The 23,956-nt window shown below is 51.7% G+C and carries 23 protein-coding genes and 1 other annotated feature; of the genes, 21 read left to right on the top strand and 2 right to left on the bottom strand.

What is annotated here, in order from left to right:
- Window positions 1-241 precede the first annotated feature (241 nt).
- The 12 genes from AB9R92_RS02105 (at window position 242) to AB9R92_RS02050 (ending at window position 12,103) form a co-directional block, all read left to right on the top strand.
- On the top strand, window positions 242-1,393 hold the full coding sequence (locus AB9R92_RS02105; protein ID WP_370667880.1) for a thiolase family protein: 1,152 nt from the start codon (window positions 242-244) through the stop codon (window positions 1,391-1,393).
- A gap of 33 nt (window positions 1,394-1,426) precedes the next feature.
- Window positions 1,427-2,197, top strand: coding sequence for an SDR family NAD(P)-dependent oxidoreductase (locus tag AB9R92_RS02100; RefSeq protein WP_370667878.1), 771 nt, complete (start codon window positions 1,427-1,429; stop codon window positions 2,195-2,197).
- Between the two features lie 24 nt (window positions 2,198-2,221).
- Window positions 2,222-3,370 carry an acyl-CoA dehydrogenase family protein gene (locus AB9R92_RS02095; RefSeq protein WP_370667877.1) on the top strand — a complete coding sequence of 383 codons (1,149 nt, stop codon included), beginning with the start codon at window positions 2,222-2,224 and terminating at the stop codon, window positions 3,368-3,370.
- Window positions 3,371-4,354, top strand: coding sequence for a CaiB/BaiF CoA transferase family protein (locus tag AB9R92_RS02090; RefSeq protein ID WP_370667876.1), 984 nt, complete (start codon window positions 3,371-3,373; stop codon window positions 4,352-4,354).
- Between the two features lie 143 nt (window positions 4,355-4,497).
- Window positions 4,498-4,727 (top strand) — a binding site (T-box leader).
- Window positions 4,728-4,789: 62 nt separating this feature from the next.
- Window positions 4,790-5,782, top strand: a complete 993-nt coding sequence (gene trpD / locus AB9R92_RS02085; protein WP_370667875.1) for an anthranilate phosphoribosyltransferase — start codon at window positions 4,790-4,792, stop codon at window positions 5,780-5,782.
- Window positions 5,779-6,552, top strand: coding sequence for an indole-3-glycerol phosphate synthase TrpC (trpC, locus tag AB9R92_RS02080; RefSeq protein ID WP_370667874.1), 774 nt, complete (start codon window positions 5,779-5,781; stop codon window positions 6,550-6,552). The genes trpD and trpC overlap by 4 nt, the downstream gene beginning before the upstream one ends.
- A complete protein-coding gene (gene trpB / locus AB9R92_RS02075; protein WP_370667873.1) occupies window positions 6,549-8,357 on the top strand; it encodes a tryptophan synthase subunit beta in 1,809 nt (602 codons plus the stop codon). The genes trpC and trpB overlap by 4 nt, the downstream gene beginning before the upstream one ends.
- The gene (trpA, locus tag AB9R92_RS02070) at window positions 8,354-9,124 is read left to right on the top strand and encodes a tryptophan synthase subunit alpha (protein ID WP_370667872.1); all 771 of its coding nucleotides are present in this window, start codon (window positions 8,354-8,356) and stop codon (window positions 9,122-9,124) included. Before trpB ends, trpA begins: the two co-directional genes overlap by 4 nt.
- Window positions 9,125-9,144: 20 nt before the next feature.
- Window positions 9,145-9,738 carry a DNA-3-methyladenine glycosylase gene (locus AB9R92_RS02065; protein WP_370667871.1) on the top strand — a complete coding sequence of 198 codons (594 nt, stop codon included), beginning with the start codon at window positions 9,145-9,147 and terminating at the stop codon, window positions 9,736-9,738.
- Window positions 9,739-9,808: 70 nt separating this feature from the next.
- A complete protein-coding gene (locus AB9R92_RS02060; RefSeq protein WP_370667870.1) occupies window positions 9,809-10,324 on the top strand; it encodes a type 1 glutamine amidotransferase domain-containing protein in 516 nt (171 codons plus the stop codon).
- 138 nt (window positions 10,325-10,462) lie between these two features.
- The gene (locus AB9R92_RS02055; protein ID WP_370667869.1) at window positions 10,463-10,792 is read left to right on the top strand and encodes an ArsR/SmtB family transcription factor; all 330 of its coding nucleotides are present in this window, start codon (window positions 10,463-10,465) and stop codon (window positions 10,790-10,792) included.
- Window positions 10,793-10,807: 15 nt separating this feature from the next.
- Window positions 10,808-12,103 (top strand): arsenic transporter, encoded by a 1,296-nt coding sequence (locus tag AB9R92_RS02050; protein WP_370667868.1) that lies wholly within the window; start codon window positions 10,808-10,810, stop codon window positions 12,101-12,103.
- A 62-nt stretch (window positions 12,104-12,165) separates the two neighbouring features.
- Here AB9R92_RS02050 and AB9R92_RS02045 read toward each other — a convergent pair whose 3' ends face one another.
- Window positions 12,166-12,966: a GNAT family N-acetyltransferase gene (locus tag AB9R92_RS02045; protein WP_370667867.1), complete on the bottom strand. Its 801-nt coding sequence runs from the start codon at window positions 12,964-12,966 to the stop codon at window positions 12,166-12,168.
- A gap of 227 nt (window positions 12,967-13,193) precedes the next feature.
- On the opposite strand from AB9R92_RS02045, the gene AB9R92_RS02040 reads away from it, so the two are divergent.
- The 4 genes from AB9R92_RS02040 to AB9R92_RS02025 all read left to right on the top strand — a co-directional run bounded on the left by AB9R92_RS02040 (window position 13,194) and on the right by AB9R92_RS02025 (window position 17,527).
- The gene (locus AB9R92_RS02040; protein ID WP_370667866.1) at window positions 13,194-14,120 is read left to right on the top strand and encodes a manganese-dependent inorganic pyrophosphatase; all 927 of its coding nucleotides are present in this window, start codon (window positions 13,194-13,196) and stop codon (window positions 14,118-14,120) included.
- Window positions 14,121-14,224: 104 nt separating this feature from the next.
- Complete coding sequence (locus tag AB9R92_RS02035; protein ID WP_370667865.1) at window positions 14,225-14,935, top strand: DsbA family oxidoreductase; 711 nt, start codon at window positions 14,225-14,227, stop codon at window positions 14,933-14,935.
- A gap of 96 nt (window positions 14,936-15,031) precedes the next feature.
- On the top strand, window positions 15,032-15,664 hold the full coding sequence (locus AB9R92_RS02030; protein ID WP_370667864.1) for an FMN-dependent NADH-azoreductase: 633 nt from the start codon (window positions 15,032-15,034) through the stop codon (window positions 15,662-15,664).
- A 309-nt stretch (window positions 15,665-15,973) separates the two neighbouring features.
- Window positions 15,974-17,527 carry an FAD-dependent oxidoreductase gene (locus AB9R92_RS02025; protein WP_370667863.1) on the top strand — a complete coding sequence of 518 codons (1,554 nt, stop codon included), beginning with the start codon at window positions 15,974-15,976 and terminating at the stop codon, window positions 17,525-17,527.
- Window positions 17,528-17,572: 45 nt separating this feature from the next.
- On the opposite strand, the gene AB9R92_RS02020 is transcribed toward AB9R92_RS02025, so the two are convergent.
- Window positions 17,573-18,097: a YceI family protein gene (locus AB9R92_RS02020; RefSeq protein ID WP_370667862.1), complete on the bottom strand. Its 525-nt coding sequence runs from the start codon at window positions 18,095-18,097 to the stop codon at window positions 17,573-17,575.
- Window positions 18,098-18,299: 202 nt separating this feature from the next.
- Between AB9R92_RS02020 and murB the strand changes: the two genes are divergently transcribed.
- The 5 genes from murB (at window position 18,300) to AB9R92_RS01995 (ending at window position 23,953) form a co-directional block, all read left to right on the top strand.
- Window positions 18,300-19,217, top strand: coding sequence for a UDP-N-acetylmuramate dehydrogenase (gene murB / locus AB9R92_RS02015; RefSeq protein ID WP_370667861.1), 918 nt, complete (start codon window positions 18,300-18,302; stop codon window positions 19,215-19,217).
- A gap of 101 nt (window positions 19,218-19,318) precedes the next feature.
- Window positions 19,319-20,794, top strand: a complete 1,476-nt coding sequence (locus AB9R92_RS02010) for a potassium/proton antiporter (RefSeq protein WP_370667885.1) — start codon at window positions 19,319-19,321, stop codon at window positions 20,792-20,794.
- 86 nt (window positions 20,795-20,880) lie between these two features.
- Window positions 20,881-23,235, top strand: a complete 2,355-nt coding sequence (locus AB9R92_RS02005; RefSeq protein WP_370667860.1) for a penicillin acylase family protein — start codon at window positions 20,881-20,883, stop codon at window positions 23,233-23,235.
- A 32-nt stretch (window positions 23,236-23,267) separates the two neighbouring features.
- Window positions 23,268-23,621, top strand: a complete 354-nt coding sequence (locus tag AB9R92_RS02000; RefSeq protein ID WP_370667859.1) for a fluoride efflux transporter FluC — start codon at window positions 23,268-23,270, stop codon at window positions 23,619-23,621.
- A complete protein-coding gene (locus AB9R92_RS01995; protein WP_370667858.1) occupies window positions 23,618-23,953 on the top strand; it encodes a fluoride efflux transporter FluC in 336 nt (111 codons plus the stop codon). Before AB9R92_RS02000 ends, AB9R92_RS01995 begins: the two co-directional genes overlap by 4 nt.
- Window positions 23,954-23,956 lie beyond the last annotated feature (3 nt).

Here is a 23,956-nt window from a genome sequence, read left to right as displayed (position 1 = left end):
AAAAACACCTCCGATTTCAGTACTTGTGGTAAGTGTACCATCTCGAAGGTGTTTTATAGTGTCTCATTTTACTGTGTTAGTCTATTGGCTGCAGGGTTTTTTTGTTTGCCTGAAATTTCGTCTGCCCCTTTTTCATGTAGTAATCCTTTAAGGATTCTTGTACAATTAACGAAGGTGAGTGAATAGTCATTCAATTCAGTTTAATTTAATGAAAGCGATATCAAATTAGGAGTGATCATGAATGAAAGAAGTAGTTATCGTTGAAGGTGTCCGGTCGCCAGTCGGCAGGCGCAAAGGGCAATTCCGGGAGATGCGCCCGGATGAACTCGCAGCTGTCGTATTGGAAGAATTAGTGAACCGCGCAGGCGTCGATAAAGGAAGCGTGGAAGACGTCATTCTCGGATGTGTTTCGCAATCGGGCGAACAAGGCGGCAATATCGCCAGAACGGCAGCATTGATTGCCGGGTTCCCGGATTTTGTGCCGGGGGTTACCATCGACCGCCAATGCGGATCGAGCCAGCAAGCCGTGCATTTCGGAGCGCAAGCGATTCTGTCCGGCGATATGGATGTCGTCATCGCGGGCGGCGTCGAGAGCATGACGCGCGTGCCGATGTTTTCCAATATGCAAGGGGCGAAACCGAGTAAAAAATTAACCGATCAATACGAAATCATCAACCAGGGCTTGTCTGCAGAACGCATAGCTGAAAAATGGGGATTCAGCCGCCAGCAACTGGATACTTATTCTGTACAAAGCCACCAACGGGCACAAAACGCAATCGATGCAGGTGTATACGATAAGGAAATCGTTTCTGTAGATGTACCGGATGAGCAAGGCGATTTTCAGAAAGTCACAAAAGACGAAGGGCCGAGGCCTGGAACGACCGAAGAAGTGCTCGCCGGGTTAAAGCCGGCTTTCGATGAACAAGGCGTCATCACGGCAGGCAACGCCAGCCAAATGAGCGACGGGGCGTCCGCTGTTTTATTGATGTCAAAAGAAAAAGCCGATCAGCTCGGTTTGAAACCGAAAGCACGCATACTCGCCCGCGCGGTTGTGGGGTCGGATCCAACTTTGATGCTGACGGGGCCAATCGCCGCGACGAAAAAAGTGCTGGAGAAAGCCGGGCTGTCAATCGGAGATATGGACCGCTACGAAGTGAATGAAGCATTTGCGCCTGTTCCGCTTGCGTGGCTATCGGATATCGGAGGAGACCCGGACAAGCTCAATGTCAACGGCGGCGCGATCGCACTCGGGCATCCACTCGGTGCGACCGGCACGAAATTATTGGTGTCGCTTGTGCATGAATTGGAACGCTCTGGTAGCCGCTACGGCTTGCTTGCGATTTGCGAAGGCATGGGGATGGCCAATGCGACCGTCATCGAAAGACTCACATAATTAGTGAAAGACATCGGCAAAGGGGAGAATGGAATGGATTTTGCAAAAGTAACCGCCATCGTGACAGGCGGCGCATCGGGTCTTGGTGAAGCGACCGTGCGCCATATCGCTGAAAACGGCGGGCGTGCGATTATCTTTGATTTGAACGAAAAGCGTGCGCAACAGGTGATGGGTGATTTCAGTGAAGGGCAAGTCAGTTATTTAGAAACAGATGTAACAAACGCACTTCAGGTGGAAGAAAATGTGAAGAAATCAGTGGGCCAGCTCGGTGGCGTCAATCTTTTGGTCAATTGCGCAGGCATCGGCACACCTGGAAAAGTCGTGTCGAAAGGGCAGCCGCTTGCGCTCGACCGATTTGAAAAAGTCATTCAAGTGAATTTGGTCGGCAGTTTCAATGTATTGCGCGCTGTGGCGGCGGCCATGCAAACCAACGAGCCGAATGAAAACGGCGAACGCGGTGTCATCATTTCGACCGCATCCGTCGCGGCATTTGAAGGCCAGATCGGGCAAGCGGCCTATAGTGCCTCAAAAGGCGGCATCGTCTCGATGACTTTGCCGATTGCGCGTGAATTGGCGCGTGATGGCATCCGTGTCATGGCCATTGCGCCGGGCCTCATGAAAACGCCGATGTTCGACGGCTTGCCGGAAACGGCCATCGCTTCGCTTTCTGCGACCGTGCCGTTTCCGGCGCGTCTTGGGCGCCCTGCGGAATACGCAAAATTGGTCGAAAGCATTGTGGAAAATCCGTTGTTGAACGGCGAAGTGATCCGCTTGGACGGCGCGATCCGCATGCAGCCGAAATAAAGTAAGAAAAGGGGAATGGGAGAAATGGGAAGATATCGTTTTGAAGAAGAAGAACATACGATGTTCCGCAAATCCTTGCGCAAGTTTTTGGAAAAAGAAGCGGTGCCGCAGTACGAGCAATGGGAAAAAGACCGCCTGATCCCGAAATCGTTCTGGAAACAGCTCGGCGAGATGGGTTTTTTATGCCCTCAAGTCGAAGAACAGTACGGGGGACTCGGTCTCGATTTCCGCTATGGCGTCATTATCGGCGAAGAAATGGAGCGCGTCGGGGCGAGCTTGACGGGTGTCGGGCTGCATAACGACATTACCGTCCCTTATATTGAAGCATACGGGACAGAACAGCAGAAACAGGACTGGTTGCCGGGGTGCATCAGCGGCAAGTATATCACCGCCATTGCGATGACTGAACCAGGCGCCGGGTCCGACCTCGCCAATATTTCCGCAACGGCCGTAAAAGACGGCGACCATTACATCGTCAATGGGCAAAAAACTTTTATCACCAACGGCATCAATTCGACCCATGTGCTAGTGGTCGTCAAGACCGACCCGAAGGCGGAACCGAAGCATAAAGGCATCTCGCTCTTGATGGTCGAAGAAGGGACGCCAGGCTTCACGAAAGGGCGCAAGCTTGATAAAGTCGGGCTCCATGCGCAAGATACGTCCGAGCTGTATTTTGAAGATTGCAAAGTGCCCGCCGCCAATCTGGTCGGCGAAGAAAACAAAGGCTTTACCTATTTGATGGAAAAGCTGCAGCAGGAGCGGCTCGTCGTGGCGCTTGCCGCGCAAATTGCATCGGAAGATATGCTCGAAATGACGATCGATTATGTAAAATCCCGTAAAGCATTCGGCAAGCCGATCAGCGCATTCCAAAACACCCAATTCAAATTGGTGGAAATGGCGACCGAAATCGAACTCGGCAAAGCGTTCCTTGAATCTTTGATTGAAGAGCACATGGCCGGAAAAGACGTCGTCTCGAAAGTGTCGATGGCGAAATACTGGCTGACTGAAACGGCGAAGAAAATATCGGGTGAATGCATGCAATTGCACGGCGGCTACGGTTATATGGAAGAATACAAAATTGCCCGGCGCTACCGGGACATTCCGGTCGCAGCGATTTATGCCGGTTCGAATGAAATCATGAAAACCATCATCGCCAAGCGGATGGGGCTCTAAATGGAAAAGGCATTGTCTGGCGTCCGTGTCCTGGATGTGACGTATTATGTGCCGGGGCCGTTTGCCGGCATGCGGCTTGCGGAATTTGGTGCGGAGGTCATCAAAGTCGAACCGCCGAACGGCGATCCATCACGCAGGATGGGCGGCGGGCTGGTGCACCGTGCGCATAATGCCGGTAAAAAAATCGTCCAGCTGGATTTGAAATCAGAAAGCGGCAAGCGCGAGGTGCTTGAGCTCGTGCGTTCTGCTGACGCTCTCATCGAAACTTTCCGTCCCGGCGTCATGAACAAGCTGGGGCTGGATTATGAAAGTGTCAAAGAGTATAAAGGCGATATTGTCTATTGCTCCCTATCGGGGTATGGGCAAGCAGGTGAGCTTGCGCATCTCGGCAGCCATGACCTGAATTACTTGGCGCTTTCGGGTGCCTTGGACCAACTCCGCGATAAAATCGGCCGGCCAGTGCATCCGACCAATACACTCGCTGATTATACTGGGGGATTGCTTGCCGCTGAGCAGATCCTCGCGGCGCTGATCCGAAAGTTCCGGACGGGCGAGGGGGCTTATCTGGATATTGCACTTGCGGAAGTGATGGCGGAGTTTCTGCCGAATCACGATGCTTACGCGGAAGCGGGATTATCGGAGCACGGTGTGCCGGACATTGGCGGCGGCCACATCAGCTACGCGATTTACGAAACGAAAGACGGACGCTTCGTGACGCTTGGGGCTTTGGAGGAAAAGTTCTGGCGCAATTTCTGTAAACTGGCGGGACGGCCCGACTGGCTGTCTTGGGGAGAGTGCGCGCCGGACACGCCGGAGCACAGGCAGGTCCAGGCGTTTTTCAAATCGAAAAGTTGGCAAGAGTGGTATGGGCTGTCGCTCGTCCATGATTGCTGTTTAGCGCCGGTTTTGACTGCAGCTGAACGGCACCGGCATCCTTTTTTCCTCGGCCGGGCGACAGGCATGAAAACAAGCAGAGTGCGCTAAGTGAATTTGATTGAACGGCGAATGTGGAGGATTTGAAGTTTGACACTTGACAGAATATACAAAACCTTTTAGTATGAAGGACAACTTGTTGGTAGCGGCAAGTCTATTCGAGAGAAGAGTTAGCAGAGAAGAGAACAGAAGAGTATAAATCGAGGAATGAGACGAGTAGGCAGTGGCCTCTATTTAGAGAGTCAGCGGGTGGTGGAAGCTGATTAGAAGTGCTGTGCGAATGGACTTATGAGAGCCAGCCGGAAAGCGGAAGCGAGTATGGCGGACGTATCCCTGCGTTAAAGGGAAAGGCTTAAGAAGCCTGTTTAAGTGAGTGCAAAATGCATTAATGCGTGGTGGTACCGCGGTTAAAACCGTCCCCGCAACCGGAATCGATCCCGGTTGCGGGGATTTTTGCATTTAAAAACGAGACGAGGAGAGATTGAGATGAGCAGAGCAGAGCATAGAAATGAACATACAATGAAACAGCAAGCATTGGAATTATTGGAAGGGCGCATGGACCGCCAGCAGATGAAGGAATTCTTGAGCGAATTGCACGAAAAGGGCGAGACGGCCGATGAACTGGTCGGCATGGTGCTGGCGATGCGGGAGAAAGCAGTCGCGCTTCCGGAAGTGGCGGGTGAGCTGGTGGATGTTTGCGGCACCGGCGGCGACAAATCGTTCAGCTTCAATATCAGCACATTGACGGCTTTTGTCTTGGCGGGCTGCGGCATGAGCGTCGCAAAACATGGCAACCGAAGTGTCTCCAGCAAAACGGGCAGCTCGGATTTATTGGAAGAGATCGGGATATCCACTCAATTGGCTGTAACCGAACTGCCGGCACTCGTCGAACAGACGGGCATCGCCTTTTTGTTTGCACCGGCGATCCATCCAGCGCTCGGAGGCTTGCGCGAGGTGCGCAAAGAAATCGGCACGCCGACCATCTTCAATTTGGTCGGGCCGCTCGCCAATCCTTTGCCGATTGCCATCCAAATGAGCGGCGTCTACCGCCCGGATATGATGGAACCGATGGCCGATGCCTTGATGCGCCTCGGCAGAAAGCGCGGGGCGATTGTCCACGGGGCTGGCGGCTTGGATGAGCTGTCTCTTTCCGGAACCAACCAATTGATTGTCTTTGACGAACAAGGCAAGCGCAGCATGACGGTCCATCCTCACGAAGTTGGGCTTGAGACAGCGCCGATCGAGGCGATTCGCGGTGGCGATTCGAAGCGTAATGCCGAGATTTTCATGCAAGTGATCGGCGGGACGCCGAGCGCGTACTTGGACACGGTAGCGCTGAATGCGGGAACGGTGCTTTACGTGAGCGGACGTGCCGCGAGCATTGCAGAAGGCGTGCACCAGGCAAGAAAATCAATCATTTCAGGCGAAACGGCGCGTGTGTATGAACTGCACCGCCTCGCATCGGGGGTGCTCGTATGACGATATTGGATAAGATTATGGATACGAAACGGCAGGAAATCACTACTTATGAAGACAGTTATCCAGCTGTTGAGCAATTTCCAAATAAACCGAAACTTATCGACAGCTTGCGAAAAAGCCGCGGCGTCATTTCGGAAATCAAGCGCGCATCCCCATCAAAAGGCGCCATCCGCATGGAAGTGGACGTCGTTGAACAAGCCCGCCAATACGAAGGGGCCGGCGCAGCCGCCATTTCCGTTTTGACGGATGAGCAATATTTTAAAGGGTCCATCGACGATTTGAAGAAAGTGGCACGCGCAGTTTCGGTGCCGGTGTTGTGCAAAGATTTCATGGTCAGTGAAATCCAAATCGAACGGGCGAAAGCGGCTGGTGCGACAATCATTCTATTGATCGTCGCAGCCCTTTCTGACGAAGAATTAGAACGTTTATTCAGCTATGCAGAGTCGCTGAACTTGGAAATTTTAGTGGAAGTGCACGATGCAGCAGAGCTGAAAAAAGCCGTAGCGCTCGGCGCACAATTGATCGGCGTCAATAACCGCAATTTAAAAACTTTTGAAGTGTCATTGGAGCGGACGGCAGAACTGGCTGAGAAATTTGCGTTCGACAGCGGTTCGGTGCTGATCAGCGAAAGCGGCATGAACGATGCAGCGGATGCGCACCGCGCCTACGAACTCGGCGCGCAAGGCGTATTGGTCGGGGAAGCGTTGATGCGTTCGGAAAATCCGGCAAGCTGGATCCGCCGGGCAACAGGACAGGAGGCAGCGCAATGACACGTGTTAAAATTTGTGGGTTGATGGAAGAGCAGCACGTTAAAGCCGCATCACAAGCAGATGCCATCGGCTTCGTCTTTGCCCCTAGCAAACGGCGTGTATCGATCGAACGGGCGCAGGAATTATCGCGTCTCGCGAATAATGGCGTGCAGCGGATCGGCGTATTCGTCAACGCTTCCTTTGAAGAAATCGACAAGGCCGTCAAGACGGTGCCGCTGACGATGGTGCAATTGCACGGCGATGAACCGGACGAATTGATCCGGCGCATTGAAGTGCCGGTCATTCAGGCGTTCTCCATCCGCACGCCGGAGGATGTGAAAAAACTGAACCACTCGATTGCGGACTATGTATTGGTCGATGCACCAGGCGCGGACTACCGGGGAGGCAGTGGGCGTGTGTTTGATTGGAGCCTCCTGGAAAACGTGAATTTGGATCATAGCCGCCTCATTTTAGCGGGTGGTTTGAATAGAGACAACGTACAAGCGGCCATCAGCCAAACTGCTCCGTTCATGGTCGATGTGTCGAGCGGCGTGGAAACCGATGGCCGAAAAGACGAAGTGAAGATTCAGCAATTCATACTACAGGCAAAGGGTGATTCGATGGAAAAAACACAAGAGAAGACGATCGATCCAGTAGGTTTTTTCGGTCGCTACGGCGGCCAGTTTGTCCCTGAAACTTTGATGAAAGCGGTCAAAGAGTTGGAAGCGGCTTATGAAGAGGCGAAAAACGACGATGAGTTCCAAAAGGAATATCACCATTACCTGAAGGAATATGTCGGACGTGAGCAGCCGCTGACCTTTGCGGCGCGCATGACCGAAGCGTGGGGTGGGCCGAAAATCTATTTGAAGCGCGAGGACTTGAACCATACCGGTGCGCATAAAGTAAACAATGCGATCGGCCAGGCGCTGCTCGCACAGCGCATGGGCAAACGTAAAATCGTCGCAGAAACCGGGGCCGGCCAGCACGGCGTCGCGACGGCTACCATTTGTGCCTTGTTCGATTTGGACTGCGTCGTCTTCATGGGCGAAGAAGACATCAAACGCCAACAGCTTAATGTGTTCCGGATGAAACTGTTGGGCGCGCGAGTGGAAAGTGTGACAAAAGGCAGCGGCACGCTCAAGGATGCAGTGAATGAAGCGTTGCGCTACTGGGTCACCAATGTTGAAGACACCCACTATTTGATAGGATCGGCACTTGGGCCGCACCCTTTCCCGACGATGGTGCGCGATTTCCAAAGCGTCATCGGCAAGGAAACGAAGCGGCAAATCCTCGAGAAAGAAGGGCGTCTTCCGGATGCGGTTGTCGCATGTGTCGGAGGCGGATCCAACGCCATTGGCATGTTCCATCCGTTCGTGGGCGATGAAAAAGTCCGCTTGATCGGGGCCGAAGCGGCGGGCGAAGGTGTCGATACCGAGCGCCATGCAGCCACTTTGACGAAAGGTTCGGAAGGCGTGCTGCACGGGGCGATGATGAAGATATTGCAAGACGATGCCGGGCAAGTGCAGGAAGCGCATTCGATTTCCGCGGGTCTCGATTACCCAGGCATCGGGCCGGAACATGCGCATCTGGCGGATAATGGGCGCGTGACTTATGAAGCGATCACGGACGATGAGGCGCTCGCATCGGTCATTGAAATGTCGCGCTTAGAGGGCATCATTCCGGCTTTGGAATCGGCCCATGCGGTAGCGGAAGCAAAAAAACAAGCGCAGTCGATGACAGCGGATGAATTGCTCGTCATTTGCGTGTCCGGCAGAGGCGATAAGGATATGGCGACATACGCCGAAAAATTGGAGGGGCTGTCATGAAACGATTAGCAGAACTGAAACAAGCAGGGCATAAAGCTTTTGTTGCCTATATCATGGCAGGCGACGGCGGCATTGAAAAACTTGGTGAGCAGATCCGGCATCTGCAAGAACGCGGGGTGACGGCGATTGAAGTTGGCATCCCGTTCTCGGATCCCGTTGCTGATGGCCCGACGATCGAAGCGGCAGGGAACCGTGCGCTTGCGGAAGGCATCACGTTGGAAAAAGTGCTCGATGCAATGCAACGTTTTGAGTTCGAAGTGAAAGTCCCGCTCATCATCATGACCTATTTGAATCCGGTCATTCGCTTCGGGGCGGAGCGTTTTACGCAGGAAGCGAAAAAAGCGGGGGCCTCAGGCGTCATCATTCCGGATTTGCCGTTTGAGCATCGCCAATTGATTGAACCGTTCGCGAAACAGCAGGAACTTGTGCTGATCCAGCTTGTCACCTTGACGACCATCGAGAGCCGCCTGGAAGAAATTCTGAAGCAGGCGGAAGGTTTCGTTTATGCGGTCACCGTGACCGGCATTACGGGAAGCCGTGATGAGTTGGCGGAAGAAGTCGGCGCCTTCACGCGAAAAGTAAGGGAATTGAGCCCTGTCCCCGTCTATGCAGGATTCGGCATCTCGAAAGAAAGCCACGTCGATAGGCTGCGTAACGATGTCGACGGCTTTATCGTCGGCAGTGCGATTGTTCAGGCATTCCATGAAGGCCGTATTGAAGACGTTGAACCCTTAATCGATGCAGTGACCGCCCCTCATTCGGTATAATACCGTTAGGAGGGGTTAGCATGTTTGAGCCATTGGAGGCGAATTATTTTGAAGCGCCGACACTCGATTTGTCGCGTGATTTATTAGGGAAGATCTTGGTCCATGAATTGCCCGGTGGAATTGTCGCCGGCAGGATCGTCGAGACCGAAGCCTATATGGGCGCAGACGACCGGGCTGCGCATAGTTTCGGCAACCGCCGCACCAAACGTACGGAAGTGATGTTCGGCAGGTCGGGCCTCGTGTATACGTATCAGATGCATACACATACATTATTGAATGTCGTCAGCGGGCCGGAAGAAACGCCGCGTGCCATTTTGATCCGCGCGGTCGAGCCAGTCGAAGGCGCCGAGTTCATGGCGGAGCGCAGAGGGCAGCATATGCCGATGAAGCAATGGACGAGCGGCCCCGGTAAACTGACGAAAGCGATGGGCATCACGATGGACTATAACGGCCACCATTTCACGGAGCGCCCGCTTTATATTGCTGAAGGCGAAGCTGTGCATGCGGTGTCGACCGGCCCGCGCGTCGGCATCGGCAATTCACAGGAAGCGGTCCATTATCCGTACCGTTTCTGGGAATCGGAAAATCCGTTTGTCTCGAAATTCCGTCCGTAATCCGGATGTTTAAGCTTTCCAATTCGTGGAATACTGAAAGGGAGCACATAAACAGAAGGAGTGAAGGAAAGTGGCAAAAATTGCAACGTTAATTACAGATATGTTTGAAGATGTGGAGTATACAGAACCGGCAAAAGCGTTTAACGAAGCGGGCCATGAACTGATCAATATCGAAAAGGAAGCGGGCAAGAAAGTGACAGGCAAGCAAGGCGAAGCCGTGGTCACCATCGATAAAGGCATCGACGAAGTGAACCCGGATGAATTCGATGCGCTGTTATTGCCAGGCGGTTTCTCGCCGGACCAATTACGCGCAGATGATCGTTTCGTGACATTCACGAAAGCCTTCATGGATGCGAAAAAACCGGTCTTTGCCATTTGCCACGGTCCGCAGCTATTGATCACGGCGAAAGCTTTGGAAGGCCGTGATGCTACGGGCTTCAAGTCGATTCAAGTTGATATGGAGTATGCGGGCGCGAAAGTCGTCGACAAAGAAGTCGTCGTATGCCAAAACCAGTTGGTCACAAGCCGCCAGCCGGATGACATCCCTGCATTCAACCGCGAGTCCTTGAAATTGCTTGAAAAATAAATAAGGAACCATCCAAACCGCTCCCCAATATGGGGGCGGTTTTTTTGTGTTTGAAATCAGTAAAGAACCAAATGCCCTCTTGCATACATAAGCATTCGCTTATATAATGAATCCATTGCCAAAAAAGAGGTGACTGAAATGGACTATAAACAAATGGAGCAGAGCTTGAAAGCGGTGAGTGATGAAACCCGCATGCTGATTTTGAAATACTTATCAAAAGAGGCGTTGTGCATTTGCGAATTCACGGAGTTGCTCGATATGACGCAGCCGGCCATCAGCCAGCATATGCGCAAGCTCAAGCAAGCTGGGCTAATCTGCGAAGAAAAGCGCGGGCGCTGGACGATCTGGTCGCTTAATGATCAGCATGGGCTTTTCGGCGTGCTGTCATCGCTTCTTGCGATGCTGCCCGAACCCGAACGCACAGTGGAATCGCTCATTGCGGAAGGCAAGAAAGTGAATTGCAATTAAGGAGTTGGAATTGAAATGGGTGTTTGGTTAGCGATAATTATTTTTCTGGTCACATTGCTGTTCGTCATCTGGCAGCCGCGCGGTTTGTCGATCGGCTGGTCGGCCATTGCCGGGGCAGTGGTCGCTTTGCTGTTTGGCGTCGTTGATTTCGGCGATGTGTGGGACGTTACGGGAATTGTGTGGAATGCGACATTGACGTTTGTCGCCTTGATCATCATTTCCTTGATATTGGATGAAATCGGATTTTTCGAATGGGCAGCTTTACATATGGCGCGTTTTGCCAAAGGCAGCGGCTTGCGCATGTTTTTCCTCGTCACACTGCTTGGCGCGGTCGTAGCGGCTTTGTTCGCCAATGACGGCGCAGCGCTAATTCTGACGCCGATCGTTCTCGCGATGGTAAGGGCGTTGAAATTCCGCGATACGATGATTTTGCCGTTTATCATGGCATCCGGCTTTATCGCCGATACGGCGTCATTGCCGTTTGTCATCAGCAACTTGGTCAATATCGTGTCGGCAGATTTCTTCGGCATCGGCTTTACGGAATACGCATTGCATATGGTCGTTCCGAACTTATTCAGCATACTGGCAAGCATGCTTGTGCTGTTCTTATTCTTTAAAAAAGACATCCCGGGCCGTTTCGATCCCGGCGTGTTGAAAAAACCGGAAAGCGCCATCAAGGATATCCGCATTTTCCGCCTGTCTTGGGTCGTTCTTGCGGTCTTGCTGATCGGCTACTTCATGAGCGAATCGTTGGAAATTCCGGTTTCCTTGATTGCTGGTTCAATTGCGATCATTTTCCTGGCGATTGCGCGCAACAGCAAGCACGTTGAAACGATGACGGTACTAAAAGGCGCGCCATGGGCGATCGTCTTCTTCTCAATTGGCATGTACGTCGTCGTCTACGGCTTGCGCAATGTCGGATTGACTTCGGTTCTCGCGCAAGCGATTGAATGGACAGCGGGACATGGCTTGTATGCGGCGACGATCGGCATGGGCTTTATCGCGGCGATCCTGTCGTCAGGCATGAACAATATGCCGACGGTCATGATCAATGCCTTGGCCATCGCCGAGACGAACACGGACGGCGTCATGCGCGACGCCTTGATCTATGCCAATGTCATCGGGTCCGACCTTGGTCCGAAAATCACGCCGATCGGCTCGCTGGCGACACTTTTATGGCTGCACGTATTGAAGGCGAAAGGTGTCGAAATCAGCTGGGGTTATTATTTCAAAGTCGGCATCATCCTCACCGTCCCGACCTTGTTCATCACCTTGACCGGGCTGTATCTATGGTTAACGGTGTTGAATTAATCAACGCAAAGAAAAATGCCCGCCATTCAACAGTGAATGGCGGGCATTTTTTAAATGGCGGCTCAATCCAAAAACTTGGCCAAGTAAATTTCGTCGTGTTCCTTGCCGTCGATGACAAGTGAGCGGCGGCGCGTGCCTTCTGCTTCGAACCCAGCTTTTTCATACAGCTTGCGGGCGCGTTCGTTGGCTCCGAGGACCGTCAATTCCAGGCGGCTGATTCCTTTTTGCTTGGCCCAGTCTTCCGCTTTTTCAAGAAGGGACTTGGCGATGCCTTTTCCTTGGGCTTCCTTCAGGAGGCCGAGGACCAGTGATGCACGGTGTTGTGCCCGCTTCGCTTCATTGCCGATGACCATCAAATAGCCGACGTGCTGGCCGTTCAAGATGGCGATGATGATGGTGGAATGGCCGCTTTGTTTCCATTCAATGATTTGCTTACGGACACGCTGTGTGGAAAGGGAACGTTCATCTTTGCCGTAAAGCATGAAGTCGGATTCAGCCTCTACGGCTTTTTGGAGCAAGGCCAGTGAGCGGGCATCCCCGTGTTCAGCGGTTCGGATCAACAAAATGTCTTTGTCTTCGGCGTCCGTGTCGGCTGCTGTGTGCTTGGCGTCCGCTTTCTCGAAGACGACGTAGCGGTCGGGCTCGACTTCCGTCACGCGGTAGCCAGCGTCCATCCAGGCGTGAAAATGTTTCGCGGGGGGTTTTGACTTTTTCCACCAGCTTTTGTTCAAATAAGCGGCATTGGGCAAGTTCTGGCCCATAATCTGTTCGATTTCCGAAAACGTCAAACGGATGCTTGAATTTGTCGCGCCTTGGAAATAATGGGACAAGGGAATGTATTTCTTTTCCAATAATATAGTCACTGGCACATCTTCCTTCCAAGAATATAGGATTAGTTAGTCATATAATACCATTCAAGTATGCTAAAGTACACACTAAACTTTAAAAATACTGATAATTCTAAAATCATTTCCGTATTTAGTCGGTGGAATACTGGAAAACACTAGGTTTTCAGTAGCAGATTTTTTCTGGAGGGGCAATTTGTGATAGAATAATCACAGAAACTACACAAGCCAGGAGGCCATTATTCATGTCAAAAGTTTTTGTATTAGGTCACAAAAATCCGGACACTGACTCAATTTGTTCGGCAATCGCTTATACCTATCTGAAGAAAGAGCTCGGGATGGACGCTGAAGCCGTCCGCCTAGGTGAACCGAACAATGAGACGCTTTTTGCACTCGAACATTTTAAAGCCCAAACCCCCCGCCTGGTAAAGCGCGCTTCAGACGAAGTGAAGCAAGTCATTCTTGTCGACCATAACGAGCGCCAGCAAAGCATCGACGATATCGACGAAGTGCAAGTGATCGAAGTGATCGACCATCACCGGATCGCTAACTTCGAAACAACCGACCCGCTTTATTTCCGCGCAGAACCTGTCGGCTGCACAGCGACGATTTTACTGAAGCTCTATAAAGAGCATGCCGTCGAAGTGCCGGCTGGTATTGCCGGGTTGATGCTGTCGGCAATCATTTCGGATTCCTTGCTGTTCAAATCCCCGACCTGCACCGACCAGGATATTCAAGCGGCGAAAGAACTGGCAGATATCGCCGGCGTCGATTCCAAAGAGTACGGCCTTGCCATGTTGAAAGCCGGTGCCGATCTGAGCAATAAAACGCTGGAAGATTTGATTACGCTCGACTCCAAGGAATTCGAAGCGGGCAACCACCGGTTTGAAGTGGCGCAAGTCAATGCTATCGACGTATCGGAAGTGCTGATGCGCCAAGCGGAACTGGAAGTGTTGATCGGCAATACGATTGCTACAAAAGGCTTGGACCTTTTTGTCTTTGCCGTTACGGATATCCTGAACAATAACTCGGAAGCAATCGTCCTTGGCCGCCGCGCAGACATCATCGAATCTGCCTTCCAGTCAAGCGTCGTCAACAACCGCGTGATTTTGCCGGGCGTCGTCTCAAGAAAAAAACAAATCGTTCCGGTCATTACCGAAGCTTTAAGCTGATTCCCTCATGGGGGATCAGTTTTTTTGTGCTGGGAATTATTTTCAAGCAAAAAAATTGTGGCGTATCTATGTCATTGCTATAGTAAGTGGCGAGGTGAATAGTTATGAAAATCGAAGTCTGGTCAGATTATGTTTGTCCATTCTGTTATATAGGAAAACGCACATTGGAACAGGCACTCGTGCGCTCAGGCTACGAAAGCCAAGCGGAGATCACATTTAAAGCATACGAATTGGATCCGCATGCGCCAGTGGACTCCAGCAGATTTGCCTATGAACACTTGGCAGAGAAGATGGGGCAAAGTCTCGAACGGGCAAAGGAAATGTCAGCGGGCGTGGCACAACAAGCGAAAGCGTTTGATTTGCATTACGATGTGGAGAACATGCCGCACGCCAATACATTTTCTGCGCACCGGCTCGTCAAATGGGCTGCCACACAAGATGCAGAACATCGCCTGACCGAGCTATTGATGCATCATTACTTCGAAAAAGCGCATAATATCAGCAACGCGGAAACGTTGCTGTCGATTGCTGAAAAAGCAGGGCTTGACCGCGACCAGGCGGCGGAAGTCCTGGAGTCGGACCAATTTCAGGGCGAAGTCGAACGAGACATCCAAGAAGCCGGGCAGATCGGCGTGCAAGGCGTCCCGTTTTTCGTTGTTAACCGAAAGTACGCCATTTCCGGTGCGCAGCCGCTTGAAGCGTTCATTGAAGCGCTGGAGCAGATTGGGGAAGAGGAAGGCATGCGCCCGGCATTGAAGCCGATCGGCAAGGCGAAGACAAGCTTTTGCACAGGAGATTCCTGCGATGGCGACTGAGCTGAGCAAGCTCGTTGACTTTATATCTTGAATTACTTATAATTAAAAAGTCTCGAATTGAAGAATAATAATGATAGCATAAAGGAGTTTTTATCAGTGGAAAACATTTTAGTCGTAAAAGCCAATAACCGCCCGGCTTCTGAGGGCGTTTCAAGTAAAATGCACGAGGTCTTCATGGAGAACTTGAAGACGGATGCAGAAGTCAACACGTTCGATGTCTTTGCAGAAGACATGCCATACTTCGGCCAGGATTTCTTCGATGCGATGCAAAAATCCGCACAAGCAGAAGAATTGTCCGATCTTGAACAACGTATTTTGACTGCAGCCAACAAAGCGATGGACGCATTCATGGATGCAGATGTAGTCGTGTTCGCCTTCCCGTTGTGGAACATGACGATTCCGGCGGCATTGCAGACGTTCATCGATTATGTTTACCGTGCAGGAATGACCTTTAAGTACACGGAAGAAGGCCCAGTCGGTCTAGTTCCAGAGAAGAAAGTCATCATCTTGAACGCGCGCGGCGGCGTCTACTCGACTCCGGAAGCGGCACCTAGCGAAATGAGCGTCAACTATATCCGCGGCATCATGAATTTCTTTGGCATCACAGACATCGAAGAAGTCATCATCGAAGGGCACAATATGTACCCTGACCGCGCTGAGCAAATCATCGCAGACGGCATGGAACGCGTAAAAGAATCAGCAGGATCACTTTCTAAAGTAAACGCATAATGTATGGGAAAGACGGTAACGCTTCGGCGTTGCCGTCTTTTTTTTTTGCTTAGAATCGGCGGGACTAAGCTTTTCCAATCAAATGGATGGGGTCAGCTGTCCTTTATCGATTTATTTGCTCGACTTTCGCTTTGCTCAAGCCTCGCAAACGAATGTCCGAGGCAAGCCTCGCTAGTTTGCTCCCACATCTGCGTGGCAGATGCGTCGCAAATAAATGGACTCAGCTGCCCTTCGTCCATTTATTGATTAGCAATTTCCACATAGGGGTAGACAATCAATAAGCAAAACATTCAATAAAGGAGGGGCAGCATGTCTCAAAATGAACAGCAAAGCCGCATTCCCGAATCGAAGGAGTCTTTTTGGAGAGCCTATAAGGAACTGCCGGATTATCCGGCATTTACCGGCAACAAGTCCGCGGAAGTTGCAGTAGTGGGGGCTGGTATTGCCGGTGTCATCACCGCCTATCTATTGGCGAAAGAAGGAAAGAAAGTAACGCTTCTTGATGCCGGGAAATTGATCGATGGCGTCACGGGGTATACGACTGCGAAGATTTCGGCCCAGCACGGCCTATATTATGCACCGTTGATCAAGTTGGCTGGTGAACAACAAGCGAAGCTTTATTACGAAGCCAATATGGCCGGGTTGAAATTTATCGAAGAAACGGCAAAAGAGCTGAACATCGATTGCGATTTCTCGCATCGGGATGCGTTCATCTATTCAACGAAAGATTCCACGGTGAAGTTATTGGAGAAAGAAGCGGAAGCGTACCAGCAACTGGGTATCGACGGGGGGCTTGCGCGCGAAGAGTCGGAGCTGCCATTCCCTGTCACAGAAGCGCTTGTCATGCGCAACCAGGCACAGTTCCATCCGGTGAAATTTTTGACCGGCCTTGTAAAAGAGCTGGAGAAAATGGGCGTGGACATACACGAACAAAGCCGCGCCATGAAAATCCTAAGCAAAAAAGACCCGGTCATCCAGACAGAAAACTTATCTCATTTATCATGCGATAAAGTAGTCGTTGCGACGCATTATCCGTTCAACGATTTCGATGGCATGTATTTCTCCAGGCTGTCAGTCAACCGCTCCTATGCCATTGCCGTCCGGACCGCTGGCAAGATTCCAGAAGGCATGTACATCAGCGCCGACAGCCCATCGCGTTCGATCCGGTTTACGCCGGGAGAAGACGGGGAGAAACTCTTGCTGCTCGGCGGCGACGGCCATGCTACCGGCCAAAGTTCTGTTGAGACGATGGAACATTACGAGAATCTGGCGAAATTCGGCGAAGATTATTTTGCAGCAGAAGAAATCCCATATCGCTGGTCGTCACAGGATTTGACGACTTTGGATAAAATCCCTTATGTGGGAACGATCACCGCCGGCTATGAAAACATCCTCGTCGCGACCGGATTCCATAAATGGGGCATGGCGAACGGCGCTATTGCGGGGCGGATTTTGACCGACCAAATCGTCGGGCGCGACAACCCGTACGCTGCGTTATTCGATCCAACGCGGCCGAAAGTAAAAACGGCCGATGCGGCAAGCTTCTTGAAAGACAATGCCTCAGTGGCGAAAGAACTGGTCAGCGGCAAATTGAAAAAAGCATCCAAGACTGTCGATGACCTTGAAAAAGGGCAGGGCGGGCTTGTCAAAGTGGACGGCAAAAAAGCGGGCGGCTACCGCGATGAATACGGCCAAGTGCATCTTGTCAAACCGACCTGCACACACATGGGCTGTGACGTGGCGTGGAATGATGCCGAAACCTCGTGGGATTGCCCGTGCCACGGCTCGCGCTTCTCACATACGGGGGAAGTATTGGAAGGCCCTGCCGTGAAACCGCTGAAAAAATTGGAAGGCGGCATGTAAAACACAAAAAAGAAGCAGCGGCGGCTGCTTCTTTTTTGTGCTTACTTATGCTGGGTTCGCTTGGATTTCCAAGTTCAATTTGATGTCTTCGCCGACAAGCACGCCGCCTGTTTCAAGCGCCTGGTTCCATGTCAAACCGAAATCTTTGCGGTTGATTTTGCCGTTGACGTTGTATGCAACGACTTCGACGCCCCAAGGGTTGGTAGCTTTGCCGCCATATTCCGCTTCGAATTTCGCAGGGCGCGTAACGCCTTTGATCGTCAAATCGCCTTCAAGCTCATATTCGTCATCGTCTTTTTGGCGGATATCTGTGGCATTGAACGTAATGTAGGGATGCTGTTCGGCATCGAAGAAATCTGCAGAGCGCAAGTGGTTGTCGCGGTCTTCGTTATTGGTATCGATGCTTGTCACGTCGATTTTGAAATCGATCAATGCATTTTCCAGGTTGTTTTCATTCGCTTCCACCTGTGCTTCATATGAAGCGAAAGAGCCTTTCACTTTTGAGATCATCATGTGTTTCACGGAAAATCCGATTTCTGAATGCGCTTGGTCTACTGTCCATTTTTTCATGAGTAATTCCTCCAATTTCGTATGTGTTAGCTTTACTATAAACAATTAATATCTCGAAGTCAATAGGTTTTAATTAAAATAGTTTTAATTAGAGATAAAATTTATCCAGACTTTAGTCCTTAACAAGGCAATATCGCTTGTCAAAACATGATGAAAAATGGATACTATTAAGAGCGAAAAGTTTAGAAGGGATTTGCTTGGAATGATGAAAGAAACTTGGTTGACGGATTTGCGCCGTTTTGTGGCGGAAGATCACGTCAAAATGGACGAGCCTTTGCATTTGCATACATTGACGAAAATGGGCGGGCCGGCCGATATATTTGTAACACCGACAACTGAAGATGAAGTAGCTTATACTGTAAAATACGCATATGACAATGATATCCCGCTTTTGATGCTCGGGAATGGCTCCAATATGGTCGTTCGCGATGGCGGCGTCCGTGGAATCGTGCTGACGTTCAAGAAGCTCGACAGCATCATGATCAATGGTACAACTGTAATTGCCCAAGGCGGTGCGGATATCAAGAAAGTATCCCGCGCAGCAGCTGACCGCCAACTGACAGGTTTGGAATTCGCCTGCGGCATTCCGGGTTCGATCGGCGGCGCGATGGCGATGAATGCCGGCGCATACGGCGGTGAGATCAAAGACGTCATCGTACAGGCGACCGTCTTGACGAAAGAGGGAGAAAAGCTGGTCTTGACGAAAGACGAGCTGGAACTTGGCTACCGGAAAAGCATCATCACGAAAAAAGGCTTTTATGTCCTGTCTTCCGAGTTCGGCCTCGAAACCGGCGAGCAGCGGTTCATCGACGCGAAAATGGACGAATTGACGTTCCAGCGGGAAAGCAAGCAGCCGCTTGAATTCCCTTCTGCAGGGAGTGTCTTCAAACGGCCGCCGGGAAATTTTGCCGGCAAGCTGATCCAGGAAAGCGGATTGCAGGGGAGAGGATTTGGCGGTGCAGAAGTTTCAACGAAGCACGCCGGATTTATCGTCAACAAAAACAATGCAACGGCCAATGATTACATCCAAACCATTGAAATGGTGAAAAAAGCGGTGTTCGAGAAATTCGGCATCGATTTGGAGCTGGAAGTGAAAATCGTCGGCGAAGATATGGCTTAAAATCAACGGGCGGCACTCCTTATAAGGAGTGCCGCTTTTTTAAGTAGAGCCATTATTATGGTATAATGAATTCAAAGTAATTTACGGAGTAGGTGGTCAATATACAGAATTTTAGTGTAGACGGTGTAATACTGATCGGCGGGATCTTCCTGCTGGCTGGCGTTTTGATGACGAAAGTATCAGCTCGCGCCGGCGTTCCCTCGCTCGTTTTGTTTATGTTCCTCGGCATGGTGTTGGGCAGTGATGTTTCTGGACTCATTTATTTCTCCAATGCGGAACTTGCCCAGATGGTCGGAATTGTCGCCCTCATTATTATCCTCTTCGAAGGTGGTTTGCAAACCCAGTGGAAGCATATCCGCCCGGTTCTCGGTGGTTCACTCGTCCTGGCGACGCTTGGGGTTTTGATCACGACAGGCATCGTGGCTGTCGCAGCATATTATGTCTTTGATTTGACTTGGCTGCAGGCTTTGCTGCTTGGTTCCATTGTCGGTTCGACGGATGCCGCAGCGGTATTCTCGGTTCTCGCCGGCCAAAACATCAAATCCAAAATTTCCTCAACGCTCGAAGCGGAGTCAGGAACGAACGACCCGATGGCGATGTTTTTGACCATCGCGTTTGTTCAATTGATTATGATCCCGGATTCATCGGTCTGGAACATGCTCGGCAGCTTCCTGCTTCAAATGGGGCTGGGCTTGGTTCTTGGCTTAGCGCTTGGATTTTTCGCCTCGTGGACCATCAATAGGATCCGGCTTGATGCATCCGGGCTATATGCGGTGCTTGCCGCAGGCTTTGCGATTTTCATCTATAGCTTTACGGCCGTTCTCGGCGGCAGCGGGTTGCTTGCGGTTTACTTGGCCGCGCTTGTGATCGGGACACGTGATTTGACGCATAGCTATTCGATCGTCTCTTTCCATGAAGGGTTTGCTTGGCTTATGCAGATCGTCATGTTCGTCATTCTGGGACTGCTCGTTTTCCCGAGCCAATTGGCCGACTGGGAACTTATTTGGAAAGGGCTCGTGCTATCGTTCGTGTTGATTTTCGTCGCCCGCCCGATCGCTGTCTTCATCAGTACGGCGTTCTTCGATTATGACTTGAAAGAAAAATTATTCATGTCCTGGGCGGGGCTGCGCGGGGCGGTTCCGATCGTTCTGGCGACGTTCCCGATGCTTGCGGGCATGGAAAACAGCATCCTGTTTTTCAATATCGTTTCGTTTATCGTGCTGACGTCTGCGTTGCTGCAAGGCTCGACCATCCCGTTCTTTGCCGAGAAACTCGGATTGAATGGCCGCCCGGTACCGAGGCGCATCCATTCCCTGGAACTGGTGTCGATGGACCGTGCCAATGCCGAAATGCTCGAAGTCGAGTTGTCGGAAAAATCACCGTTCGCCGGCCAGTTGGTGCAGACAATCGGCCTGCCGAACCAAACCTTGATCAGCGCCATCATCCGTTCCGGCAAGCTCGTCATGCCGACCGGAACGACGCGCCTCAGGAAAGGGGATGTGCTGTATGTCCTCACTGAAAAGAAACAAGTGCCGAAAGTGAAATTGGTGCTTGGAGAAGAAGATTTCGTCAACTAAGCTTGCCCTTGCGGCAGGCTTTTTTTATGGTGAGGAAGGATTTTCCACTAAGCCGGTCGAATGAAAATCACAAAGGGGGATTGATCATGAAAAAGAAAAAATGGATGAAATGGCTGTTGATTGCGTTCGGGTCGCTGCTCGTACTGGCAGTCGTTGCGGGAATTTTTGCAAACGCTTACATATCGAAGTCGAAACCGGTCATTGAAGGAGAAGTGGCAGTAGGGGTGCTGGAACAACAAGTGACCGTCATACGGGATGATATCGGCGTGCCACATATCCAGGCAGAAAGCGATGCGGACCTGTACCGGGCGCAAGGCTATGTGCAGGCACAGGACCGTTTGTTCCAAATGGATCTATCGAGGCGGCAGGCAAGCGGCCGCTTGGCTGAAGTGATCGGTGAAGCAGCCGTCGATACCGATAAATATTTCCGCACCTTCAGCTTGCGCCGTGCCGGGGAAGCATCTTGGTCCGGCTATGGGGAAGAGGCGAAACAAGTGCTTGAATGGTATGCGGAAGGCGTCAACGCGTATATCGAAGAAGCGAAAGAAGAGAGGCGCCTCAGCTATGAATTCGCGCTGCTCGGTTACGAACCCGAACCGTGGACGCCTGTCGATTCCTTGGCGATCGGCAAGTTCATGGCTTATGATCTCGGCGGCCATTGGAATTCGCTCGCTGTGCGGCATTGGGCGTTGAATGAATTCCCGGAAGACAAAGCGCGCGAATTGTTCATCAACTACCCGGAAGAGGCACCTGCGATTTTGGCAGCCAATAAGAAACAGCCGGTTTCCGTCGCAGGCGCTTTCGATCCATCGGTCATCCCGCCCGAATTCAACGGCAGCAATAACTGGGTCGTGTCGGGGGATAAAACGGAAAGCGGGCTGCCGCTATTGGCGGACGACCCGCATCTAGGCCTCAGTACCCCGTCGATCTGGTACCAGATGCATTTGGAGTCGCCTGAACAAAATGTCAGCGGCGTCATTTTCGCGGGCATTCCGGGAATCATCCTTGGGCATAACGAACAGATCGCGTGGGGCGTGACGAATGTCGGGCCGGATGTACAGGATCTGTATATCGAAACGCCAAACCCTGATGATCCGACACAGTTCCGCTACGAAGGGCAGTGGGAGCAAGCAGAAGTGCTGGAAGAGCCGATCAAGGTAAAAGACGGGGAGACCGTCGATTTCGAAGTGCTCGTCACGCGCCACGGCCCGGTCGTGTCGCCGGTCCTATATGAAGAAGAAGAGCCTTCCGCTGTCTTTTCCATGCAATGGACCGCGCTTGAGCCGACGCTTGAACTGCAGGCCGTGTTGAATTTCAATAAAGCCGAGAACTGGGAACAATTCGAAACGGCGTTGGAAGATTTCCAGGCGCCTGCACAAAACTTTGTCTTCGCATCGACGGACGGCACCATCGCGTACAAGGCGAACGGGCGCATTCCGATACGCAAACAAGGCGACGGGCAATTGCCAGTGCCGGGTGATTCTGCTGAATATGGCTGGGACGGCTATGTGCCGTTTGATGAGCTGCCGCGTTCGGTCAATCCGGAATCCGGGTTTATCGCAACTGCCAATAACCAAGTCATTGATGATAGCTATCCGTACCATATCACGGATTTCTGGGCGCAGCCTTACCGCTATGAGCGCATTGCGGAAGTGCTCGAAGGCAGCGATAAACTGACGGCAGAAGACATGATGGCCTTGCAGATGGACCAGAAAAATCTATATGCCGCAGAGTTTCTGGAAGGGATGATGGCAGAAGTCGAAAACGTGACGGATGAACACGAAGGAATTTTCGAGATGCTGCGGAAATGGGATCAAGTCGACAGTGCTGGCCAAGCTGCACCATTCGTGTTCCATACATGGATGCGCCAATTGCCGGACACCTTATTTGAAGAACAATTTCCTGAAGATGTTTACGATATGCTGTCAGGCAAAAACCATATTACGGACGCCTTGTTGCGCAGGTCTTTTGAAGGCGACGAGGGCGCATGGGTACGTGAATACGGAGGCACCGGCAAGTGGCTGGCAGATTCACTTGATATAGCACTTGCCGATATCAAAAGCGAACAAGGCGATAATCCGCAAGATTGGGAATGGGGCGACTACCATCAATTGACCTTCCCGCATCCCGTCGCCGGGGCATCGCCGATTCTTGAACGTTTCCTGAATCCGGACAAAGTGCCGGTGGGCGGCTCGAATATCACGGTCCAGGCGGCGGCTTTCAATGATGACGGCGATGTCGACCACGGGGCCTCTTGGCGTTTTGTCGCCGACCTTGCCGATTTATCGAAAGCCTATCATATTGTCGGGCCGGGGCTAAGCGGCCACGTGAAATCCGATTTCTTCCATAACCAAGTCGATAAATGGGCGCAAGGCGAGTTTCATGAAACCCGAATCGAAGGCGATGTGGAAGGAGCCGAATTAACGCTCATCCCTGAATAAGGTATACTGGAGAAAACGTTTCGGGGGATTTTATGAAAAATGTATTGGCTGTAGGATTTGGCGGCATGGCCGGATCGCTTCTCCGCACGGTTGTGTTTCAATTCGCTGGAGCGGGGCTGGGTTTGTGGCTAGTGAACATTCTCGGAAGTTTCGTTATCGGCATTGCAGCAGCCCGCTTGGTGAAGCGTTCGGCGGAGACGCGGCTGTTCGTCTCGACCGGGCTGATCGGTTCGTTCACGAGCTTTTCCGCCTTTTCGGCGGATTGGTTCCGCTTGCTTGAATCGTCATTGTTTACAGGCATCATTTATGCTTTTGGCATGACGTCTACGTCGATTGTAGCGGCGGCTTTGGGGTTATTGACGGGGCGCAAGGGGGCGGTCAAATGATCGGCATCGCTATATTCGGCTTTCTCGGGGCGGTGGCCCGTTATCTCTGTTATATGGCGGTGGAAAATCGTGCGCGCCAGCCGAAACTGGCGACTTGGTTCGTCAACAGCCTCGGGTCGCTGATCATCGGCGCATGCCTGGGGGCAGGTGTGCCGGCAGCTTCCGTCATCTTCGGGTTTCTCGGCGCCTTCACGACGTTTTCGACGATGGCGCTCGATAGCGTGAAGGATTTTGAAGACGGCCATTGGAAACAGGGCATATTTTATCTTTCCGCGACGCTTGTTTCCGGCTTGCTGCTGTTTGCTGTCGGGTATTCCATTGCTGCTATGTAAAAA

Origin of the sequence: Planococcus sp. SSTMD024 (assembly GCF_041320495.1) — a bacterium.
Taxonomy (GTDB): Bacteria; Bacillota; Bacilli; order Bacillales_A; family Planococcaceae; genus Planococcus.
Note: the sequence above shows the minus strand (reverse complement) of the source record. Positions and strands in the feature narration are given on the sequence as shown.

What these genes read in the sequence shown, in the direction of transcription:
- AB9R92_RS02105 (WP_370667880.1), top strand. Translation starts at nt 242, where the DNA reads ATGAAAGAAGTAGTTATCGTTGAAGGTGTCCGGTCGCCAGTCGGCAGG.
- AB9R92_RS02100 (WP_370667878.1), top strand. Translation starts at nt 1,427, where the DNA reads ATGGATTTTGCAAAAGTAACCGCCATCGTGACAGGCGGCGCATCGGGT.
- AB9R92_RS02095 (WP_370667877.1), top strand. Translation starts at nt 2,222, where the DNA reads ATGGGAAGATATCGTTTTGAAGAAGAAGAACATACGATGTTCCGCAAA.
- AB9R92_RS02090 (WP_370667876.1), top strand. Translation starts at nt 3,371, where the DNA reads ATGGAAAAGGCATTGTCTGGCGTCCGTGTCCTGGATGTGACGTATTAT.
- trpD (WP_370667875.1), top strand. Translation starts at nt 4,790, where the DNA reads ATGAGCAGAGCAGAGCATAGAAATGAACATACAATGAAACAGCAAGCA.
- trpC (WP_370667874.1), top strand. Translation starts at nt 5,779, where the DNA reads ATGACGATATTGGATAAGATTATGGATACGAAACGGCAGGAAATCACT.
- trpB (WP_370667873.1), top strand. Translation starts at nt 6,549, where the DNA reads ATGACACGTGTTAAAATTTGTGGGTTGATGGAAGAGCAGCACGTTAAA.
- trpA (WP_370667872.1), top strand. Translation starts at nt 8,354, where the DNA reads ATGAAACGATTAGCAGAACTGAAACAAGCAGGGCATAAAGCTTTTGTT.
- AB9R92_RS02065 (WP_370667871.1), top strand. Translation starts at nt 9,145, where the DNA reads ATGTTTGAGCCATTGGAGGCGAATTATTTTGAAGCGCCGACACTCGAT.
- AB9R92_RS02055 (WP_370667869.1), top strand. Translation starts at nt 10,463, where the DNA reads ATGGACTATAAACAAATGGAGCAGAGCTTGAAAGCGGTGAGTGATGAA.
- AB9R92_RS02050 (WP_370667868.1), top strand. Translation starts at nt 10,808, where the DNA reads ATGGGTGTTTGGTTAGCGATAATTATTTTTCTGGTCACATTGCTGTTC.
- AB9R92_RS02040 (WP_370667866.1), top strand. Translation starts at nt 13,194, where the DNA reads ATGTCAAAAGTTTTTGTATTAGGTCACAAAAATCCGGACACTGACTCA.
- AB9R92_RS02035 (WP_370667865.1), top strand. Translation starts at nt 14,225, where the DNA reads ATGAAAATCGAAGTCTGGTCAGATTATGTTTGTCCATTCTGTTATATA.
- AB9R92_RS02025 (WP_370667863.1), top strand. Translation starts at nt 15,974, where the DNA reads ATGTCTCAAAATGAACAGCAAAGCCGCATTCCCGAATCGAAGGAGTCT.
- AB9R92_RS02020 (WP_370667862.1), bottom strand. Translation starts at nt 18,097, where the DNA reads ATGAAAAAATGGACAGTAGACCAAGCGCATTCAGAAATCGGATTTTCC.
- murB (WP_370667861.1), top strand. Translation starts at nt 18,300, where the DNA reads ATGATGAAAGAAACTTGGTTGACGGATTTGCGCCGTTTTGTGGCGGAA.
- AB9R92_RS02005 (WP_370667860.1), top strand. Translation starts at nt 20,881, where the DNA reads ATGAAAAAGAAAAAATGGATGAAATGGCTGTTGATTGCGTTCGGGTCG.
- AB9R92_RS02000 (WP_370667859.1), top strand. Translation starts at nt 23,268, where the DNA reads ATGAAAAATGTATTGGCTGTAGGATTTGGCGGCATGGCCGGATCGCTT.
- AB9R92_RS01995 (WP_370667858.1), top strand. Translation starts at nt 23,618, where the DNA reads ATGATCGGCATCGCTATATTCGGCTTTCTCGGGGCGGTGGCCCGTTAT.